Consider the following 16,302-nt stretch of genomic DNA (forward strand, 5'->3'; position numbering starts at 1 on the left):
GGGTGCGAAGCGCCCCCAAAACCCCTGTGGCGAGGGGGCTTGCCCCCGCTGGGGTGCGAAGCGCCCCCAAAACCCCTACACCGCGTTGCCTCAGGCAAATCCGGGATACTGATTTTGCGGCCGCTGCGCGACCGAACGGGGGCAAGCCCCCTCACCACAGGCAAGCCCCCTCACCACAGGCAAGCCCCCTCACCACAGCAAGCCCCTCGCCACAAGTTAGTGCACGCCATTCGTCCCCCATCGCTTCTCTCAGTTGAAATCCACTCCACCACCCCCATATGAATGGGCATAAGGCATTTTCGCCCCGCTGCGTGGAGACTCTTCCCTTGACCACCATCGTTTCAGTTCGCCGCCACGGCAAAGTCGTCATGGGCGGCGACGGCCAGGTTTCCCTTGGCAACACCGTGATGAAAGGCAACGCGAAAAAAGTTCGTCGCCTGTATCACGGTCAGGTCATCGCCGGTTTTGCCGGCGCTACAGCTGACGCCTTTACCCTCTTCGAGCGCTTTGAAGGCCAGCTGGAAAAACACCAGGGCCATCTGGTTCGCGCCGCTGTCGAACTCGCCAAAGAATGGCGCACCGACCGCTCCCTGAGCCGCCTGGAAGCCATGCTCGCGGTTGCAAACAAAGATGCGTCCCTGATCATCACCGGTAACGGCGATGTGGTTGAGCCCGAAGACGGCCTGATCGCCATGGGTTCCGGTGGAGCCTACGCTCAAGCCGCTGCCAGCGCGCTGTTGAAAAAAACCGACCTGTCTGCCCGGGAAATCGTCGAAACCGCCCTCGGCATCGCCGGCGACATCTGTGTATTCACCAACCACACCCAGACCATTGAGGAGCAGGACTGCGCCGAGTAAGCCCGTGCAGGCCATCGCGCCACGGCTCATTCTTGCTTGAGGTCCGCCAAATATTATGTCCATGACTCCCCGCGAAATCGTCCACGAACTCAATCGCCATATCATCGGCCAGGACGATGCCAAGCGCGCCGTCGCCATTGCCCTGCGCAATCGCTGGCGCCGGATGCAGCTGCCCGAAGAGCTGCGCGTTGAAGTGACGCCCAAGAACATCCTGATGATCGGCCCGACCGGCGTCGGCAAAACCGAAATCGCCCGTCGCCTGGCCAAGCTGGCCAATGCGCCGTTCATCAAGGTTGAAGCGACCAAGTTCACCGAAGTCGGCTATGTTGGCCGCGATGTCGAATCGATCATCCGTGACCTCGCCGATGCCGCCATCAAACTCCTGCGCGAACAGGAAATCGTCAAGGTCCGCCACCGCGCCGAAGACGCCGCCGAAGAACGCATCCTCGATGCACTGCTTCCTCCGCCGCGCATGGGTTTCAGCAACGACGACACCCCGACTGCCGACTCCAACACCCGCCAGCTGTTCCGCAAGCGCCTGCGTGAAGGTCAGCTGGATGACAAGGAGATTGAAATCGAAGTCGCCGAAATGGCCGGCGTCGATATCTCCGCGCCTCCGGGCATGGAAGAAATGACCAACCAGCTGCAAAGCCTGTTCGCCAATATGGGCAAGGGCAAAAAGAAAGCTCGCAAGCTCAAGGTCAAAGAAGCGTTGAAACTGGTGCGCGACGAAGAAGCCAGCCGTCTGGTCAACGATGAAGAGTTGAAGGCCAAGGCTCTGGAAGCGGTCGAGCAGCACGGCATCGTGTTCATCGACGAAATCGACAAGGTCGCCAAGCGCGGCAATTCCGGTGGCGTCGACGTGTCCCGCGAAGGTGTGCAGCGCGACCTGCTGCCGTTGATCGAAGGCTGCACCGTCAACACCAAGCTGGGCATGGTCAAGACCGACCACATCTTGTTCATCGCTTCCGGTGCGTTCCACCTGAGCAAACCGAGCGACCTGGTGCCCGAACTGCAAGGTCGTCTGCCGATTCGCGTGGAGCTCAAGGCGCTGTCGCCGGAAGACTTCGAACGCATCCTCAGCGAGCCGCACGCATCGCTCACCGAGCAATATTGCGCTCTGCTGAAAACCGAAGGCCTGGGCATCGAGTTCCAGCCGAGCGGGATCAAGCGTATCGCCGAGATCGCCTGGCAGGTCAACGAAAAGACCGAAAACATCGGTGCCCGCCGCCTGCACACCCTGCTCGAGCGCCTGCTCGAAGAGGTGTCGTTCAGTGCCGGCGATCTGGCCAGCAGCCATGACGGCAAGGTCATCCAGATCGACGCCGACTACGTCAACAGCCACCTGGGCGAATTGGCGCAGAACGAAGACCTGTCCCGTTATATCCTGTAGGTCATGTGATTCCTTGTAGGAGCCGGCTTGCTAGCGATGGCGCACCTCAGATCGCCATCGCCAGCAAGCCGGCTCCTACAAGGTCAGGCCACGCATACAAACGGACATTTGGTCATGACCCAACTCCCCACCGACATCAAACTGCACAAAGCCTCGAAAACCCTGTCGCTGAAATACGCGTCCGGCGAGGAGTACACCCTGCCTGCCGAATTCCTGCGCGTGCACTCGCCTTCCGCCGAGGTCCAGGGCCACGGCAACCCCATCCTGCAATTCGGCAAAATCAACGTCGCTCTCACCAAGATAGAACCGGCCGGTCAGTACGCACTGAAACTGACATTCGACGACGGTCACGACAGCGGCTTGTTCACCTGGGAATACCTGTACGAATTGGCGCGACGTTATGACGCACTCTGGGACGATTATCTTGGCGAGCTCAAAGCGGCCGGAAAAACCCGCGACCCGGACCAGTCCGTGGTCAAGCTGATGCTCTAATCCGAGCCTGTCGTTCTTTAGAAGGCATTTTCTAATTTCATCTGTTTGAATGCTCGGCTCCAGCGCCACAGATCGGCCTGCTTGCGAAAAAAATAAAACTCGGGTAACCAATGGAACTGGCAAGTTCCCTGCAGTGATCTCTGAACTGAAAAGCAGCGATGCAGTATTAACGGTCACCTGGGCGGGAGTACCTGGCATTAGCTGTGTGAGTACACAGCAGGACCCGGTACTGGTCTCAGGACAATGGAGCGTCGTAGATGAGTGACAAGAATAACGATGACTTGAAATACCAAGCCTCGGAAAACACCCTGGGTTTGAATCCAGTCGTTGGATTACGTGGAAAGGATCTACTGGCTTCTGCTCGCATGGTGCTCAGGCAGGCCATCAAACAACCAATTCACAGCGCCCGGCATGTTGCCCATTTCGGCCTGGAACTCAAGAACGTATTGTTGGGCAAATCCCAGTTGAACCCGTCGAGCGATGACCGTCGCTTCAACGATCCGGCCTGGAGCCAGAACCCGCTCTACAAACGTTATCTGCAGACTTACCTGGCGTGGCGCAAGGAGCTCCACCAGTGGATCGATGAAAGCAACCTGTCTGCCGGTGACGTCAGTCGCGGGCACTTCGTGATCAACCTCATGACCGAGGCCATGGCCCCGACCAACACCGCCGCCAACCCGGCTGCGGTCAAACGCTTCTTCGAAACCGGCGGCAAAAGCCTGCTCGACGGCCTTTCGCATCTGGCCAAGGATCTGGTACACAACGGCGGCATGCCGAGCCAGGTCAACATGGGCGCATTCGAGGTAGGCAAGACCCTGGCTGTGACCGAAGGTGCGGTGGTGTTCCGCAATGACGTACTGGAGTTGATCCAGTACAAACCGACCACCGAGCAGGTCCATGAACGGCCGTTGCTGGTGGTACCACCGCAGATCAACAAGTTCTATGTTTTCGACCTGAGTCCGGAAAAAAGCCTGGCGCGCTTCTGCCTGCGCAGCAACGTACAGACCTTTATCGTCAGCTGGCGCAACCCGACCAAGGCGCAACGCGAGTGGGGCCTCTCGACCTACATCGAGGCGCTCAAGGAAGCGGTCGACGTGATTAGCGCAATCACCGGCAGTAAAGACATCAACATGCTCGGCGCCTGCTCCGGCGGCATCACCTGTACCGCGCTGCTGGGTCATTACGCGGCGCTCGGTGAAAAGAAGGTCAACTCCCTGACTCTGCTGGTCAGTGTGCTCGACACCACCCTGGACAGCGACGTGGCCCTGTTTGTCGACGAGCAAACCCTCGAATCCGCCAAGCGCCAGTCCTACCAGGCCGGCGTTCTTGAAGGCCGTGACATGGCGAAAGTTTTCGCCTGGATGCGCCCCAACGACCTGATCTGGAACTACTGGGTCAACAACTACCTGTTGGGTAACGAGCCTCCGGTATTCGACATCCTGTTCTGGAACAACGACACCACCCGCTTGCCGGCCGCGTTCCACGGCGACCTGATCGAAATGTTCAAAAACAACCCGCTGATTCGACCTAATGCACTGGAAGTGTGCGGCACGCCGATCGATCTCAAGCAGGTCACGGTCGATGTGTTTTCCCTGGCCGGTACCAGCGACCACATCACCCCGTGGCGCTCGTGCTACAAGTCGGCACAACTGTTCGGCGGCAAGGTTGAATTCGTACTGTCCAGCAGCGGCCACATCCAGAGCATCCTCAACCCGCCAGGCAATCCGAAGTCGCGCTACATGACCAGCACCGAAATGCCCGTCAATGCCGATGACTGGCAGGAAGAGTCGACCAAACACACCGACTCCTGGTGGCTGCACTGGCACGCATGGCTGGGCGAGCGCTCGGGCAACCTGAAAAAGGCTCCACTGAAACTGGGCAACAAGGCTTATTCGGCAGGCGAAGCTGCACCGGGCACTTACGTACACGAGCGGTAACAGACACACCCCGCCCCCCTTTGTGGGAGCGGGCTTGCTCGCGAAAGCTATGGATCATCAACATCAACATCAATGTCGACTGACCTGACGCCTTCGCGGGCAAGCCCGCTCCCACAGGGGATCGAGGCAGAATTCGAAACTGCGACTCACAAGGCCTGAAGCATGCCGCAACCCTTTATATTCCGTACCGTCGATCTGGATGGCCAGACGCTCCGCACCGCGGTACGCCCCGGCAAGCCTCATTTGACGCCCCTGCTGATTTTCAACGGCATCGGCGCCAACCTGGAGCTGGTATTTCCGTTCATCGCGGCCCTGGACCCGGACCTGGAAGTCATCGCCTTCGATGTTCCCGGTGTCGGCGGTTCATCGACGCCGAGTCGGCCATATCGCTTTCCCGGACTGGCCAAGCTCACGGCACGCATGCTCGATTATCTCGACTACGGACAAGTCAATGTAATCGGCGTTTCCTGGGGAGGCGCCCTCGCCCAGCAGTTCGCCTATGACTATCCCGAGCGCTGCAAGAAACTGGTACTGGCTGCGACAGCGGCGGGCGCAGTGATGGTGCCGGGCAAGCCGAAAGTGCTGTGGATGATGGCCAGCCCTCGACGCTACATCCAGCCCTCCCACGTTATCCGCATTGCACCGCTGATCTATGGCGGCTCGTTCCGTCGCGATCCGACCCTGGCCGCCAATCACGCGGCAAAGGTCCGTTCGGCGGGCAAGCTCGGCTACTACTGGCAGCTGTTTGCCGGCTTCGGCTGGACCAGCGTTCACTGGCTGCACAAAATCAACCAGCCAACCCTGGTGCTGGCAGGGGATGACGATCCACTGATTCCGCTGATCAACATGCGCCTGCTGGCCTGGCGAATTCCCAACGCCCAGTTGCACATCATCGACGACGGACACCTGTTTCTGATTACCCGGGCCGAAGCAGTGGCGCCGATCATCATGAAATTCCTTGAGGAGGAGCGCCAGCGTGCGGTAATGCATCCGCATCCGGCACCATTGGGCGGCTAAACCGGCCTGGCTTTTGCTTGCGCAAAGGCATTGGCAGGACGCCGCGCCGCGCAACAACCCATTACAGTGTCTATGTTTGTTCTGGTTCGGTGTTTTGTTTGGCCTGAAGACGAAGGAGTGTTGATTCATGCGCGAGAAACCAGCGAGGGATTCCCTACCCACTCCCGCCGTGTTTATCAATGCACAAAGTGCGATTAGCGGCCTGAGTGGGCGAGATCTGTTATCGACCCTGCGCAGCGTTGCCGCCTACGGCGTACGCAATCCGCTGCACAGCGCACGACATGCCTTGAAACTCGGTGGTCAGCTTGGCCGCGTGCTGCTGGGGGATACCCTGCACCCGACCAATCCGCATGACGCTCGTTTCGCCGACCCGGCATGGAGCCTCAACCCGTTTTACCGTCGCAGTCTGCAGGCCTACCTCAGCTGGCAGAAACAGACCAAAACCTGGATCGACGAGAGCAACATGAGCACGGATGATCGCGCCCGGGCTCACTTCGTTTTTACCTTGCTCAACGACGCGGTGTCGCCGTCCAACAGCCTGCTCAATCCGCTGGCGATCAAGGAGATCTTCAACTCCGGCGGCAACAGCCTGGTCCGCGGCATCAGCCATCTGATCGACGATCTTCTGCACAACGACGGCCTGCCCAGGCAAGTCACCAAGCAGGCATTCGAGGTCGGCAGGACCGTCGCCACCACCACGGGTGCCGTGGTGTTTCGCAACGAATTGCTGGAGTTGATCCAGTACAAGCCGATGAGCGAAAAGCAGTATTCCAAACCGCTGCTGGTGGTGCCGCCGCAGATCAACAAATACTACATATTCGATCTGAGCCCCCATAACAGCTTCGTCCAGTACGCACTGAAAAACGGTTTGCAAACCTTCATGATCAGTTGGCGCAACCCGGATGTGCGTCACCGCGAGTGGGGGCTGTCGACCTACGTTGCAGCCGTGGAAGAAGCCATGAATGTCTGCCGGGCGATCACCGGTGCGCGCGAGGTCAACTTGATGGGCGCCTGTGCCGGCGGGCTGACCATTGCCGCGTTGCAGGGCCACCTGCAGGCCAAGCGTCAGCTTCGGCGGGTGTCCAGCGCAACCTATCTGGTGAGCCTGCTGGACAGCCAGATGGACAGTCCGGCGGCGCTCTTTGCCGATGAACAGACCCTTGAAGCCGCCAAGCGCCGCTCGTATCAGAAGGGCGTGCTGGACGGGCGCGACATGGCCAGGATTTTCGCCTGGATGCGCCCCAACGATCTGATCTGGAGCTACTTCGTCAACAACTACCTGTTGGGCAAGGAGCCGCCAGCGTTCGACATCCTCTACTGGAACAACGACAACACGCGCCTGCCGGCCGCCCTGCATGGCGACCTGCTGGACTTCTTCAAGCACAACCCGCTGACTCACCCCGGCGGGCTGGAAGTCTGCGGCACACCAATCGACTTGCAAAAGGTAAATGTCGACAGCTTCAGCGTGGCCGGCATCAACGATCACATCACGCCGTGGGACGCGGTGTACCGCTCCGCCCTGCTGCTGGGTGGGGAGCGGCGCTTTGTCCTGTCCAACAGCGGTCATGTGCAGAGCATTCTCAATCCGCCGGGCAACCCGAAGGCCAACTACGTCGAAAACGGCAAACTGAGCAGCGATCCACGGGCCTGGTACTACGACGCCAAGCATGTCGATGGCAGCTGGTGGACTCAATGGCTGCTCTGGATTCAGGAGCGCTCCGGCGCGAAGAAAGAAACCCACATGGCTCTCGGCAATCAGAATTATCCACCGATGGAGGCGGCGCCCGGTACTTACGTGCGCGTACGCTGACGCTAAACGAACCATTAAGAAGACTGGATGAAAACCCGCGACCGGATTCTCGAATGTGCCTTGCAGTTGTTCAACCAGAAGGGTGAACCGAACGTCTCGACCATGGAAGTTGCCAACGAAATGGGCATCAGCCCGGGCAACCTGTACTACCACTTCCACGGCAAGGAACCGCTGATTCTTGCGCTGTTCGAACGCTTTCAGAGCGAGCTTTCACCGCTGCTCGATCCACCGGCCGATGTCGAGCTGGCGCCAGAGGATTACTGGCTGTTCCTGCACCTGATCGTAGAACGCCTGGCGCACTACCGGTTTCTGTTCCAGGACCTGTCCAACCTCGCCGGACGCCTGCCGAAACTGGCCAAGGGCATTCGTAATCTGCTCAATGCACTCAAGCGCACCATGGCGTCGTTGCTCGCGCGATTGCAGGCTCGGGGGCTGGTGGTCAGCGATACCCAGGCGCTGGGACAGCTGGTGGAGCAGACCACCATGACGCTGCTGTTTTCCCTGGACTATCAGCGAATTCTCGATCGCGAAGGTGAAGTGCGACTGGTGGTTTATCAAGTGATGATGCTGGTGGCACCACACCTTTTGCCGTCGCTCAAGGCTGCGACTGAGCAGATGGCGATGCAGTATCTCGACGAGCACGGATAACTCTGACAATGCAGTCCCTGTAGGAGCGAGCCTGCTCGCGAAAAACCTGAGGGCGCCGCAGGCATTCAGGAAACCCGCGTTATCGTTGACGACCATCGCGAGCATGCTCGCTCCTACAGGGGAAATGCGACGCATAAAAAAACGCCCGACCTTCGCAGGCCGGGCGTTTTCTTGAGCCCTGAAGAATCAGGACTGACTGGTTGGCGTCGATGGAGCTGGCGCGACAGTCGGGGTCACAGCAGGGGTCGGCGCGGTAGCGGAGTTCGATGCGCTGACTGGTGCTGCCGGCTTGGCGGCAGGCACTGCTGGTTTTGCTGCGGCGGCCTTCGGAGCTGCCGGCTTCTTCACTGCAGGTTTTTTTGCGGCCGGTTTGGCTGCAGGTTTGGCTGCTGCAGTTTTAGCCGCTGGCTTGGCGGCGGCCGGCTTGGCCGCTGCTTTGGCTGCAGCAGGTTTGGCAGCGGCAGTTTTCGCCGCAGGCTTGGCAGCCGCCTTGGTCAGTGGCTTGGCAGCGGTTTTAGCTGCTGGCTTGGCTGCCGCGGTTTTGGCCGCAACAGGCGCAACCTTGGCACCGGTCAGTTTTTCGATTTGCTTGGTCAGGGTATCAACCTTGCTGTGCAGAGCCTTGACTTCATTGCGGCTTGGTACGCCCAGACGCGAAATGGCGCTGTTCAGACGCTTGTCGAAAGCACCTTCCAGCTCATCCCATTTGCCCAGGGCACGATCTTTCACGTCGCTGATACGCGACTTGGCGGAAGAAGCGGAATCCTTGGCGGCGTCGACTTTTTTGCCAACAGCGTTTTTGGTGAGCTTCTCGGCTTTCTCGCCGTCTTTTACCAATGCATCGAAGAGTTTGCTGCCGTCAGTGTCGATCTTCGAGTACACACCCAAGCCAGCCAGCCAGATCTTACGGGAGTAGTCTTCGACTTTCCCGATCCACGAGCTGCCTTCTTTCTCGGTGTTCTTTTTAACAGCCATCCCGTTCTCCTTAAGATTTACGCGCGACGCGTTCGAGCAATGCCGTCAGCTCATCGAGCTTGGCAGAGAGTGTCTCAACGTCATGTTTAGACGCAATACCGATACGATTCAAGGTACTTGCGACACGCGTGTCAAAGGCCTTCTCGACGCGGTCGAGCTGAACTTCAACCTTGCCTTTGAAAGTGCTGACTTCGCTCTTGGCTTCGTCGATCTCGCTATTGGCCGCTTCGATTTTCTCAGCGACTACTTTTTTGCCTTTCTTTTCAACAGCTTGACCGGACTTGACCAGCTCTTGAAAGTATTCGCCGCCCTCTTGGCCGACCTTGGCGTAGGCACCCAGCCCTGCCAGCCAGATCTTGCGGGCGTAGGATTTGACGTCGCCCAGAGCGCTGGTCGATGCGTCGATTTTTTTCTTCAGAATAACTTTGGCCATGGTGCACCTCACGCGCAAAAGGTTTGAGGAACTGCCCGGATAGGTGTCGGGCTCTGGCACAAAGTAGGGAGAAAAATTAGAAACGGCACCCTAACAACGAACTTGAAAGCTCGCACGCACCTGAAAACAGATGTGGGAGCCAGCCTGCTGGCTCCCACAAGGGATGTGGTTCGACCCGCAAATCAGACCAGGGCTTTATCCAGCGCCTTTTCGATTTCCGATTTGATCATGCCACTCATGGCCGACATCATCAGGCCCAGTTCGACATCGACCTTGATCGAGTCTTCACTGACATGCACCGCGCCTTTGACCCCGGAGCGCTTGAGGTTCAGGGTATCGCCTGACCACTGCGGCTCCAGGCCATACTGATCGGAGAGTTTCTGTGCCAGTTGGTCGGCCTTCTCGCGCGCCGCTTCCTTACCCAGGCCGTGGGCACGTTCAACACTAATTCGGGCCATTGAATGACTCCTGCTTTATGAATGCTTGGTCAGGACATTTGACCCGCGCTGCGTCAAATCGTCCCGGCGATTGCCTATCTTACCTTTAGCCATTCCAAGACAAAGCATGCCTTGGGGATTAGAATGGCGCGCATTCTCTTCTGGTGACAGCGATATGACTGATCAGCGCAAAGGCAGCGATGCCGAACCCACCACTCACTTCGGCTTCAAAAACGTTCCGGAAAGCCAGAAAGCGGAAAAAGTCGCCGAGGTTTTCCACTCGGTAGCCGCCAAGTACGACTTGATGAATGACCTTCTGTCGGGCGGCATGCACCGTCTGTGGAAGCGTTTTGCAATCGAACTGTCCGGCGTGCGCAGCGGTAACCGCGTACTTGACATCGCCGGCGGCACCGGTGACCTGACCAAAAAGTTCTCGCATCTGGTAGGCCCGACCGGCCAGGTCGTACTGGCCGACATCAACGAATCCATGCTCAAGGTCGGTCGTGACCGCCTGCTGGATCTGGGTGTGGCCGGCAACGTCGAGTTCGTCCAGGCCGACGCGGAAAAACTGCCGTTCCCGGACAACCATTTCGACTGCGTGACCATCGCCTTCGGCCTGCGCAACGTGACCCACAAGGAAGACGCCCTGCGCTCGATGCTGCGCGTGCTCAAGCCAGGCGGCCGCCTGCTGGTTCTGGAGTTCTCCAAGCCGACCAACGCGCTGATGTCCAAGGCCTACGACGCTTACTCGTTCGCCTTCATGCCGCTGATGGGCAAGCTGATCACCAACGACTCGGAAAGCTATCGCTACCTGGCCGAATCGATCCGCATGCACCCGAACCAGGAAACCCTGAAGTCGATGATGGTCGAGGCCGGTTTCGACCGCGTGACCTATCACAACATGACCGCAGGCATCGTTGCCCTGCACCGCGGCATCAAGCCCTGATGCTGCTCGCCGGCCTGCTCGCCAGCGTTGAACCCGGCCTGAACCGGGTGCTGCGCCTCGACAGCACGGCGCTGCCGCGGTTGGCGCATTTGAGCGGCAAGGTAATAGCCGTCGACTGCCGCAGCCCGGCGCTGCAACTGTTCATCCTGCCCAGTGATGAAGGCCTGATGCTCGCCTCCCAGTGGGAAACCGGCGCTGACTGCACCTTGCGTGCACCGGCCTCGAGCCTGCTGAAACTGGCCATGAGCAAGGACAAGACTGCGGTGCTGCACGCCCCGGAAGTCGAACTCGACGGTGACAGCGGCGTGCTGCTGGAACTGGCGGCGATCCTTCAGGACCTTGAGCTGGACTGGGAGTACGAACTCTCGCGCTGGCTGGGGCCGGTCGCCACCCAACTGGTCGGTGGTCACCTGCGCAGTCGCGCCCGCTGGTATCAGCAAGGGTTCGCCAGCCTGAACCAGAACCTGGGTGATTACCTGGCCGAAGAATCGCGCACCCTCGTCGGTCAGCGCGAAGCCGAGGCCCGCTTCAGTGAACTGGACCGGATCAAACTCGATCTGGAACGACTTGAGGCGCGCTTCGAGCGCCTTTCCCGATCCCTCGACCCAAGCGATAACGCATGAAGCTGCTTGCCGTCCGCCGTTTGTTGCGCATCCAGCGCGTTGTGATCCGCTACCGTCTCGATGACCTGCTGTTCGCCCTGCCGCTGCCCTGGTTTTTACGGGCGTTGCGGTATGCGCTGCCGTGGCGCTGGTTCCCGCGCAAGACTCTGGACCTGAGCCGTGGCGCGCGCCTGCGCCTGGCACTGCAGGACCTGGGGCCGATTTTCATCAAGTTCGGGCAGATTCTGTCCACTCGCCGCGACCTGCTGCCCGAGGATATTGCCGATGAGCTGATGAAGCTGCAGGACCGCGTGCCGCCGTTCGACTCGCAGGTGTCGGTCAAGCTGATCGAAGAACAGCTCGGCAAGAAAATCAGTGAAGTGTTCAGCCGTTTCGACGTCGAACCGCTGGCCTCGGCCTCGGTGGCACAAGTGCACGCCGCGCAGTTGAAAACCGGCGAAGAAGTGGTGGTCAAGGTGATCCGCCCGGGCCTCAAACCGGTGATCGCCCAGGACCTGGCGTGGCTGTTCATTCTCGCTCGCGCCGCTGAGAAACTTTCCGCCGATGCGCGCCTGCTGCATCCGGTCGACGTGGTTCAGGACTACGAAAAAACCATCTACGACGAACTCGACCTGCTGCGCGAGGCGGCCAACGCCAGCCAGTTGAAGCGCAACTTCGAAGGCTCGCCGCTGCTGTACGTACCACAAGTCTATTGGGACTGGTGCCGGCCGAAAGTACTGGTGATGGAGCGTATCTACGGCATCCAGGTCACCGATCTGGCCACCCTCGCCGACCAGCGCACCGACATGAAAATGCTCGCCGAGCGCGGCGTGGAGATTTTCTTCACCCAGGTGTTTCGCGACAGTTTCTTCCACGCCGACATGCATCCCGGCAACATCTTCGTCAGCACCGTGAACCCATGGAGTCCGCAATACATCGCGATCGACTGCGGCATCGTTGGCAGCCTCACGCCGGAGGACCAGGATTACCTGGCGCGAAACCTGTTCGCTTTCTTCAAGCGCGATTATCGCCGCGTGGCACAGCTGCACATCGATTCGGGCTGGGTGCCGGCGGAAACCAAACTCAACGAGTTCGAAGCCGCGATCCGTACCGTGTGCGAACCGATCTTCGAAAAACCGTTAAAAGATATTTCCTTCGGCCAGGTGCTGATGCGCCTGTTCCAGACCGCGCGGCGCTTCAACATGGAAGTGCAACCGCAGCTGGTGCTCTTGCAGAAAACCCTGTTGAACATCGAAGGCCTGGGCCGCCAGCTGTACCCGGACCTCGATCTGTGGAACACCGCGCAACCGTTCCTCGAACGCTGGATGCGCGAACGGGTCAGCCCCAAAGCTCTACTGGGCAATGTGCAGAGCCAGTTCGAACAGATCCCGCACTTGGCCAACATGGCCCGCGACCTGCTCGAACGAATGTCCCAGCCCCACGCCTACGACCCGCCACCACCGTGGCACCGTCGCCACGACGACTGGTTCCTGCGCCTGCTCGGCACGGCCCATCTGGCCGGTGGCGCGGTCCTCGCCGCAGGCGGGCCGTTGAACGATCTGGCCTACTGGCCGGCGGGCATCATGATGGCTGTCGGTTTGTATCTGGTCGTACGCCGATAGCCAGTTGTGCTGCGCACTGGCACACTGTTTCAACGTTGAGCCTGACTCATGAAATGTCGGGTTCGCTGTCGGAGTCGAAAATGAAAAACTGGCTGGACGAGATCAAGTGGGACGCAGATGGCCTGGTGCCGGCGATTGCCCAGGATCACAAGACCGGGCGCGTCCTGATGATGGCCTGGATGAATCGTGAAGCACTGGAACTGACTGCAGCCGAGAACCGCGCCATTTACTGGTCACGCTCGCGTGGCAAACTGTGGCGCAAGGGTGAAGAGTCCGGCCACGTGCAGACCCTGCACGAGATGCGCCTGGACTGTGATGCCGACGTGATTATCCTGATGGTCGAGCAGATCGGTGACATTGCCTGTCATACCGGTCGCCAGAGCTGCTTCTATCGCGTTTTCGAAAACGGCGACTGGACGACTGTCGACCCCGTCCTGAAAGATCCGCACGCCATCTATTGCGCAGGACACAAACATGAGTGACACGCTGACCCGTCTGGCCCAAGTGCTGGAAGAGCGCAAAGGCGCCGCCGCCGACAGCTCATATGTCGCCAGCCTGTACCACAAGGGCTTGAACAAGATTCTGGAAAAAGTCGGCGAAGAGTCGGTCGAAACCATCATTGCAGCCAAGGATGCCGCCGTCAGCGGTGACTGCAGCGATGTAATCTACGAGACTGCCGACTTATGGTTCCACAGCATGGTCATGCTCGCCCAACTGGGGCAGCATCCACAGGCTGTACTCGATGAACTGGACCGTCGTTTCGGTCTGTCCGGACACGCCGAGAAAGCCTCGCGCCCGTCCGCCTGAATAACGATTAGAGAGGAGCAGCAGCATGGGCATTTTTGACTGGAAACACTGGATCGTCATCCTGGTTGTCGTGGTGCTGGTATTCGGTACCAAGAAACTGAAAAACCTTGGCACCGACGTCGGTGAATCGATCAAGGGCTTCCGCAAAGCCATGAACGATGACGAAAAACCGGCCGATCCGACCGCGACCCCAGCCCAACCGGTTCCGCCGGTTCAGCCACAGGCCTCTGTAAACCAGCCGCACACCATCGACGTGCAGGCACAGAAAGTCGAAGAGCCGATCCGCAAAGACGTGTGAGCACTGACTAATGTTTGGTATCAGCTTCTCTGAATTGCTGCTTGTCGGCCTCGTGGCCCTGCTGGTGCTGGGCCCCGAGCGTCTGCCGGGCGCTGCGCGCACCGCAGGCCTGTGGGTCGGGCGACTGAAGCGCAGCTTCAATGCGATCAAACAGGAAGTTGAACGTGAGATCGGTGCCGACGAAATTCGTCGGCAACTGCACAACGAACACATCCTGTCGCTTGAGCAGGAGGCGCGGAAGATCTTCACGCCGACCCAGCAGGAGCCGACGCCGGTCGAACACGTTGGAGCGCAGACGATTCACACTGCCGCCGCGCCAACACCTGCGCCGGCGCCCGCTGTCGCCACAACTGAAGCTGCGCCAGTCGTTGTGGCGACCCCGGAAGAACCTGTTGCTCCAGCCGCCGCGCCGACCACGGCAGCGCCCAACGACACTACTTTGCCGCCGCGAGCCCCATGAGCGACCTTCCTGAAAATGACCAGCACATGCCGCTGGTTTCGCACCTCACCGAGCTGCGTACCCGCCTGCTGCGTTGTGTAGCGGCGATCTTCATCATCTTCGCCGGGTTGTTCGCTTTCACCCAGCAGATCTACACCTTCGTCTCCACGCCGCTGCGCGAGTACCTGCCGGTCGGCGCGACGATGATCGCCACCGACGTGTCGTCGCCGTTCCTGACGCCGCTGAAGCTGACCATGATGGTCTCGCTGTTCCTGGCCATCCCGGTGATCCTGCATCAGATCTGGGGCTTCATCGCCCCGGGCCTGTACAAGCATGAAAAGCGCATCGCCGTGCCCCTGCTGGTTTCGAGTATTTTGCTGTTCTACGCTGGCATGGCGTTCGCCTATTACCTGGTGTTCCCGCTGATCTTCAAATTCTTCGCCGCCGCCACCCCGGCCGGAGTTGAAATGATGACCGACATCAGCAGCTACCTGGATTTCGTCATGACGCTGTTCTTCGCCTTCGGCGTGGCGTTCGAGATTCCGGTGGCCGTGGTGCTGCTGGTGTGGATAGGCGTGGTCGACGTCAAATACCTGAAGAAAATCCGCCCGTACGTGATCATCGGCTGCTTCGTGGTCGGGATGATCCTGACGCCGCCGGACATCTTCTCGCAGACACTGCTGGCCGTGCCGATGTGGATGCTGTTCGAGGTTGGCATCCTGTTCGGCAGCCTGATCAGCAAGCGCGGCGAACATCCGGACGACCAACCGGCTGACGATCACAACGACCAGCCGCCAGCGACTCAAGCGTGAACCTGCTGCTCCTCGAGGAGGCCGACTTCATCGCGGCTGACCGGGTGGTCCTGCGCGACCGTCGTTTGACTCACATGCAGCAAGTACATCGCTGCGAAGTCGGCGACAGCATGCGTGTCGGGCGGATCGGCGGGCTGATGGGATCGGCCGAGGTGTTGCGCCTGGACGCCGCTGAAGCGGAGTTGCGCGTCACACTCGACCAATCGCCGCCGGCCAAGCTGCCGCTGACCCTGGTACTGGCCCTGCCACGACCCAAGATGCTGCGCAGGGTGTTTCAGACCGTGGCCGCCATGGGAGTGCCACGCATCGTGCTGGTCAACAGCTATCGCGTCGAGAAGAGCTTCTGGCAGACACCATTCCTTGAGCCTGAAGCGATTCGCGAGCAATTGATCCTCGGCCTGGAACAAGCCCGGGACAGCGTGCTGCCACAGGTTATTATCGAGAAGCGCTTCAAGCCGTTTGTCGAAGACCGCCTGCCGGCGATTAGCGAAGGCACCCTGGGCCTGGTCGGGCACCCGGGCAACTACCCGCCCTGCCCTCGTGCGCTGAACGAGCCGGTGACCCTGGCGATCGGCCCCGAGGGCGGCTGGATCCCCTACGAAATCGACCTGCTGGGCAAGTCCGGCCTGCAACCGGTGCAGTTGGGCGAGCGTATCCTTCGCGTCGAAACCGCCGTAACCGCGCTATTGGCCCGCCTCTTCTAAATTCACACAGCCCTACAGAATATCTGCGCGCCGCCGATATACCCCCCACAAAACCAATTTGCGGTCCGGGGAG

At 59.7% G+C, this 16,302-nt stretch carries 19 protein-coding genes; 16 read left to right on the top strand and 3 right to left on the bottom strand.

Translation table 11 applies throughout. The annotated features are described in order from the left end of the window. Window positions 1-326 precede the first annotated feature (326 nt). The 7 genes from hslV to AC07OG_RS03550 all read left to right on the top strand — a co-directional run bounded on the left by hslV (window position 327) and on the right by AC07OG_RS03550 (window position 8,154). Window positions 327-857, top strand: coding sequence for an ATP-dependent protease subunit HslV (gene hslV / locus AC07OG_RS03520; protein WP_007975582.1), 531 nt, complete (start codon window positions 327-329; stop codon window positions 855-857). A 55-nt stretch (window positions 858-912) separates the two neighbouring features. Beyond that, a complete protein-coding gene (hslU, locus tag AC07OG_RS03525) occupies window positions 913-2,250 on the top strand; it encodes an ATP-dependent protease ATPase subunit HslU (protein WP_060542614.1) in 1,338 nt (445 codons plus the stop codon). Window positions 2,251-2,364: 114 nt separating this feature from the next. After that, complete coding sequence (locus AC07OG_RS03530) at window positions 2,365-2,742, top strand: gamma-butyrobetaine hydroxylase family protein (RefSeq protein WP_060542613.1); 378 nt, start codon at window positions 2,365-2,367, stop codon at window positions 2,740-2,742. 257 nt (window positions 2,743-2,999) lie between these two features. Then, on the top strand, window positions 3,000-4,679 hold the full coding sequence (gene phaC / locus AC07OG_RS03535; RefSeq protein ID WP_495066234.1) for a class II poly(R)-hydroxyalkanoic acid synthase: 1,680 nt from the start codon (window positions 3,000-3,002) through the stop codon (window positions 4,677-4,679). 162 nt (window positions 4,680-4,841) lie between these two features. After that, on the top strand, window positions 4,842-5,696 hold the full coding sequence (phaZ, locus tag AC07OG_RS03540) for a poly(3-hydroxyalkanoate) depolymerase (RefSeq protein ID WP_060542611.1): 855 nt from the start codon (window positions 4,842-4,844) through the stop codon (window positions 5,694-5,696). A 127-nt stretch (window positions 5,697-5,823) separates the two neighbouring features. Beyond that, window positions 5,824-7,506, top strand: a complete 1,683-nt coding sequence (gene phaC, locus AC07OG_RS03545; RefSeq protein WP_218424233.1) for a class II poly(R)-hydroxyalkanoic acid synthase — start codon at window positions 5,824-5,826, stop codon at window positions 7,504-7,506. Between the two features lie 27 nt (window positions 7,507-7,533). Then, on the top strand, window positions 7,534-8,154 hold the full coding sequence (locus AC07OG_RS03550; protein ID WP_060542609.1) for a TetR/AcrR family transcriptional regulator: 621 nt from the start codon (window positions 7,534-7,536) through the stop codon (window positions 8,152-8,154). 186 nt (window positions 8,155-8,340) lie between these two features. Here the strand turns inward: AC07OG_RS03550 and AC07OG_RS03555 are convergent, their stop codons facing one another. The 3 genes from AC07OG_RS03555 to AC07OG_RS03565 form a co-directional block, all read right to left on the bottom strand. Next, complete coding sequence (locus AC07OG_RS03555; protein ID WP_060542608.1) at window positions 8,341-9,129, bottom strand: phasin family protein; 789 nt, start codon at window positions 9,127-9,129, stop codon at window positions 8,341-8,343. Window positions 9,130-9,139: 10 nt separating this feature from the next. Then, window positions 9,140-9,562 carry a phasin family protein gene (locus AC07OG_RS03560; protein WP_060542607.1) on the bottom strand — a complete coding sequence of 141 codons (423 nt, stop codon included), beginning with the start codon at window positions 9,560-9,562 and terminating at the stop codon, window positions 9,140-9,142. A gap of 182 nt (window positions 9,563-9,744) precedes the next feature. Beyond that, window positions 9,745-10,020, bottom strand: coding sequence for a polyhydroxyalkanoic acid system family protein (locus AC07OG_RS03565; protein WP_060542606.1), 276 nt, complete (start codon window positions 10,018-10,020; stop codon window positions 9,745-9,747). 154 nt (window positions 10,021-10,174) lie between these two features. Between AC07OG_RS03565 and ubiE the strand changes: the two genes are divergently transcribed. The 9 genes from ubiE (at window position 10,175) to AC07OG_RS03610 (ending at window position 16,229) form a co-directional block, all read left to right on the top strand. Further along, window positions 10,175-10,945: a bifunctional demethylmenaquinone methyltransferase/2-methoxy-6-polyprenyl-1,4-benzoquinol methylase UbiE gene (ubiE, locus tag AC07OG_RS03570; protein WP_060542605.1), complete on the top strand. Its 771-nt coding sequence runs from the start codon at window positions 10,175-10,177 to the stop codon at window positions 10,943-10,945. After that, entirely contained in the window at window positions 10,945-11,568 is a 624-nt protein-coding gene (locus tag AC07OG_RS03575) for a ubiquinone biosynthesis accessory factor UbiJ (RefSeq protein ID WP_495066235.1), read from the top strand. Before ubiE ends, AC07OG_RS03575 begins: the two co-directional genes overlap by 1 nt. After that, on the top strand, window positions 11,565-13,169 hold the full coding sequence (gene ubiB, locus AC07OG_RS03580; RefSeq protein ID WP_060542603.1) for a ubiquinone biosynthesis regulatory protein kinase UbiB: 1,605 nt from the start codon (window positions 11,565-11,567) through the stop codon (window positions 13,167-13,169). The genes AC07OG_RS03575 and ubiB overlap by 4 nt, the downstream gene beginning before the upstream one ends. 80 nt (window positions 13,170-13,249) lie before the next feature. After that, entirely contained in the window at window positions 13,250-13,651 is a 402-nt protein-coding gene (gene hisI / locus AC07OG_RS03585) for a phosphoribosyl-AMP cyclohydrolase (protein ID WP_033045332.1), read from the top strand. After that, entirely contained in the window at window positions 13,644-13,976 is a 333-nt protein-coding gene (locus AC07OG_RS03590; RefSeq protein WP_046816939.1) for a phosphoribosyl-ATP diphosphatase, read from the top strand. The genes hisI and AC07OG_RS03590 overlap by 8 nt, the downstream gene beginning before the upstream one ends. Window positions 13,977-14,001: 25 nt before the next feature. Continuing rightward, on the top strand, window positions 14,002-14,274 hold the full coding sequence (locus tag AC07OG_RS03595) for a twin-arginine translocase TatA/TatE family subunit (RefSeq protein WP_495066236.1): 273 nt from the start codon (window positions 14,002-14,004) through the stop codon (window positions 14,272-14,274). 10 nt (window positions 14,275-14,284) lie between these two features. Continuing rightward, a complete protein-coding gene (gene tatB, locus AC07OG_RS03600) occupies window positions 14,285-14,734 on the top strand; it encodes a Sec-independent protein translocase protein TatB (protein WP_495066237.1) in 450 nt (149 codons plus the stop codon). Further along, a complete protein-coding gene (gene tatC, locus AC07OG_RS03605; protein ID WP_060542601.1) occupies window positions 14,731-15,525 on the top strand; it encodes a twin-arginine translocase subunit TatC in 795 nt (264 codons plus the stop codon). Before tatB ends, tatC begins: the two co-directional genes overlap by 4 nt. Continuing rightward, complete coding sequence (locus tag AC07OG_RS03610) at window positions 15,522-16,229, top strand: 16S rRNA (uracil(1498)-N(3))-methyltransferase (RefSeq protein WP_495066238.1); 708 nt, start codon at window positions 15,522-15,524, stop codon at window positions 16,227-16,229. The genes tatC and AC07OG_RS03610 overlap by 4 nt, the downstream gene beginning before the upstream one ends. The last annotated feature ends 73 nt before the right edge of the window (window positions 16,230-16,302 follow it).

This window comes from Pseudomonas sp. GW821-FHT09H03, from assembly GCF_059415945.1.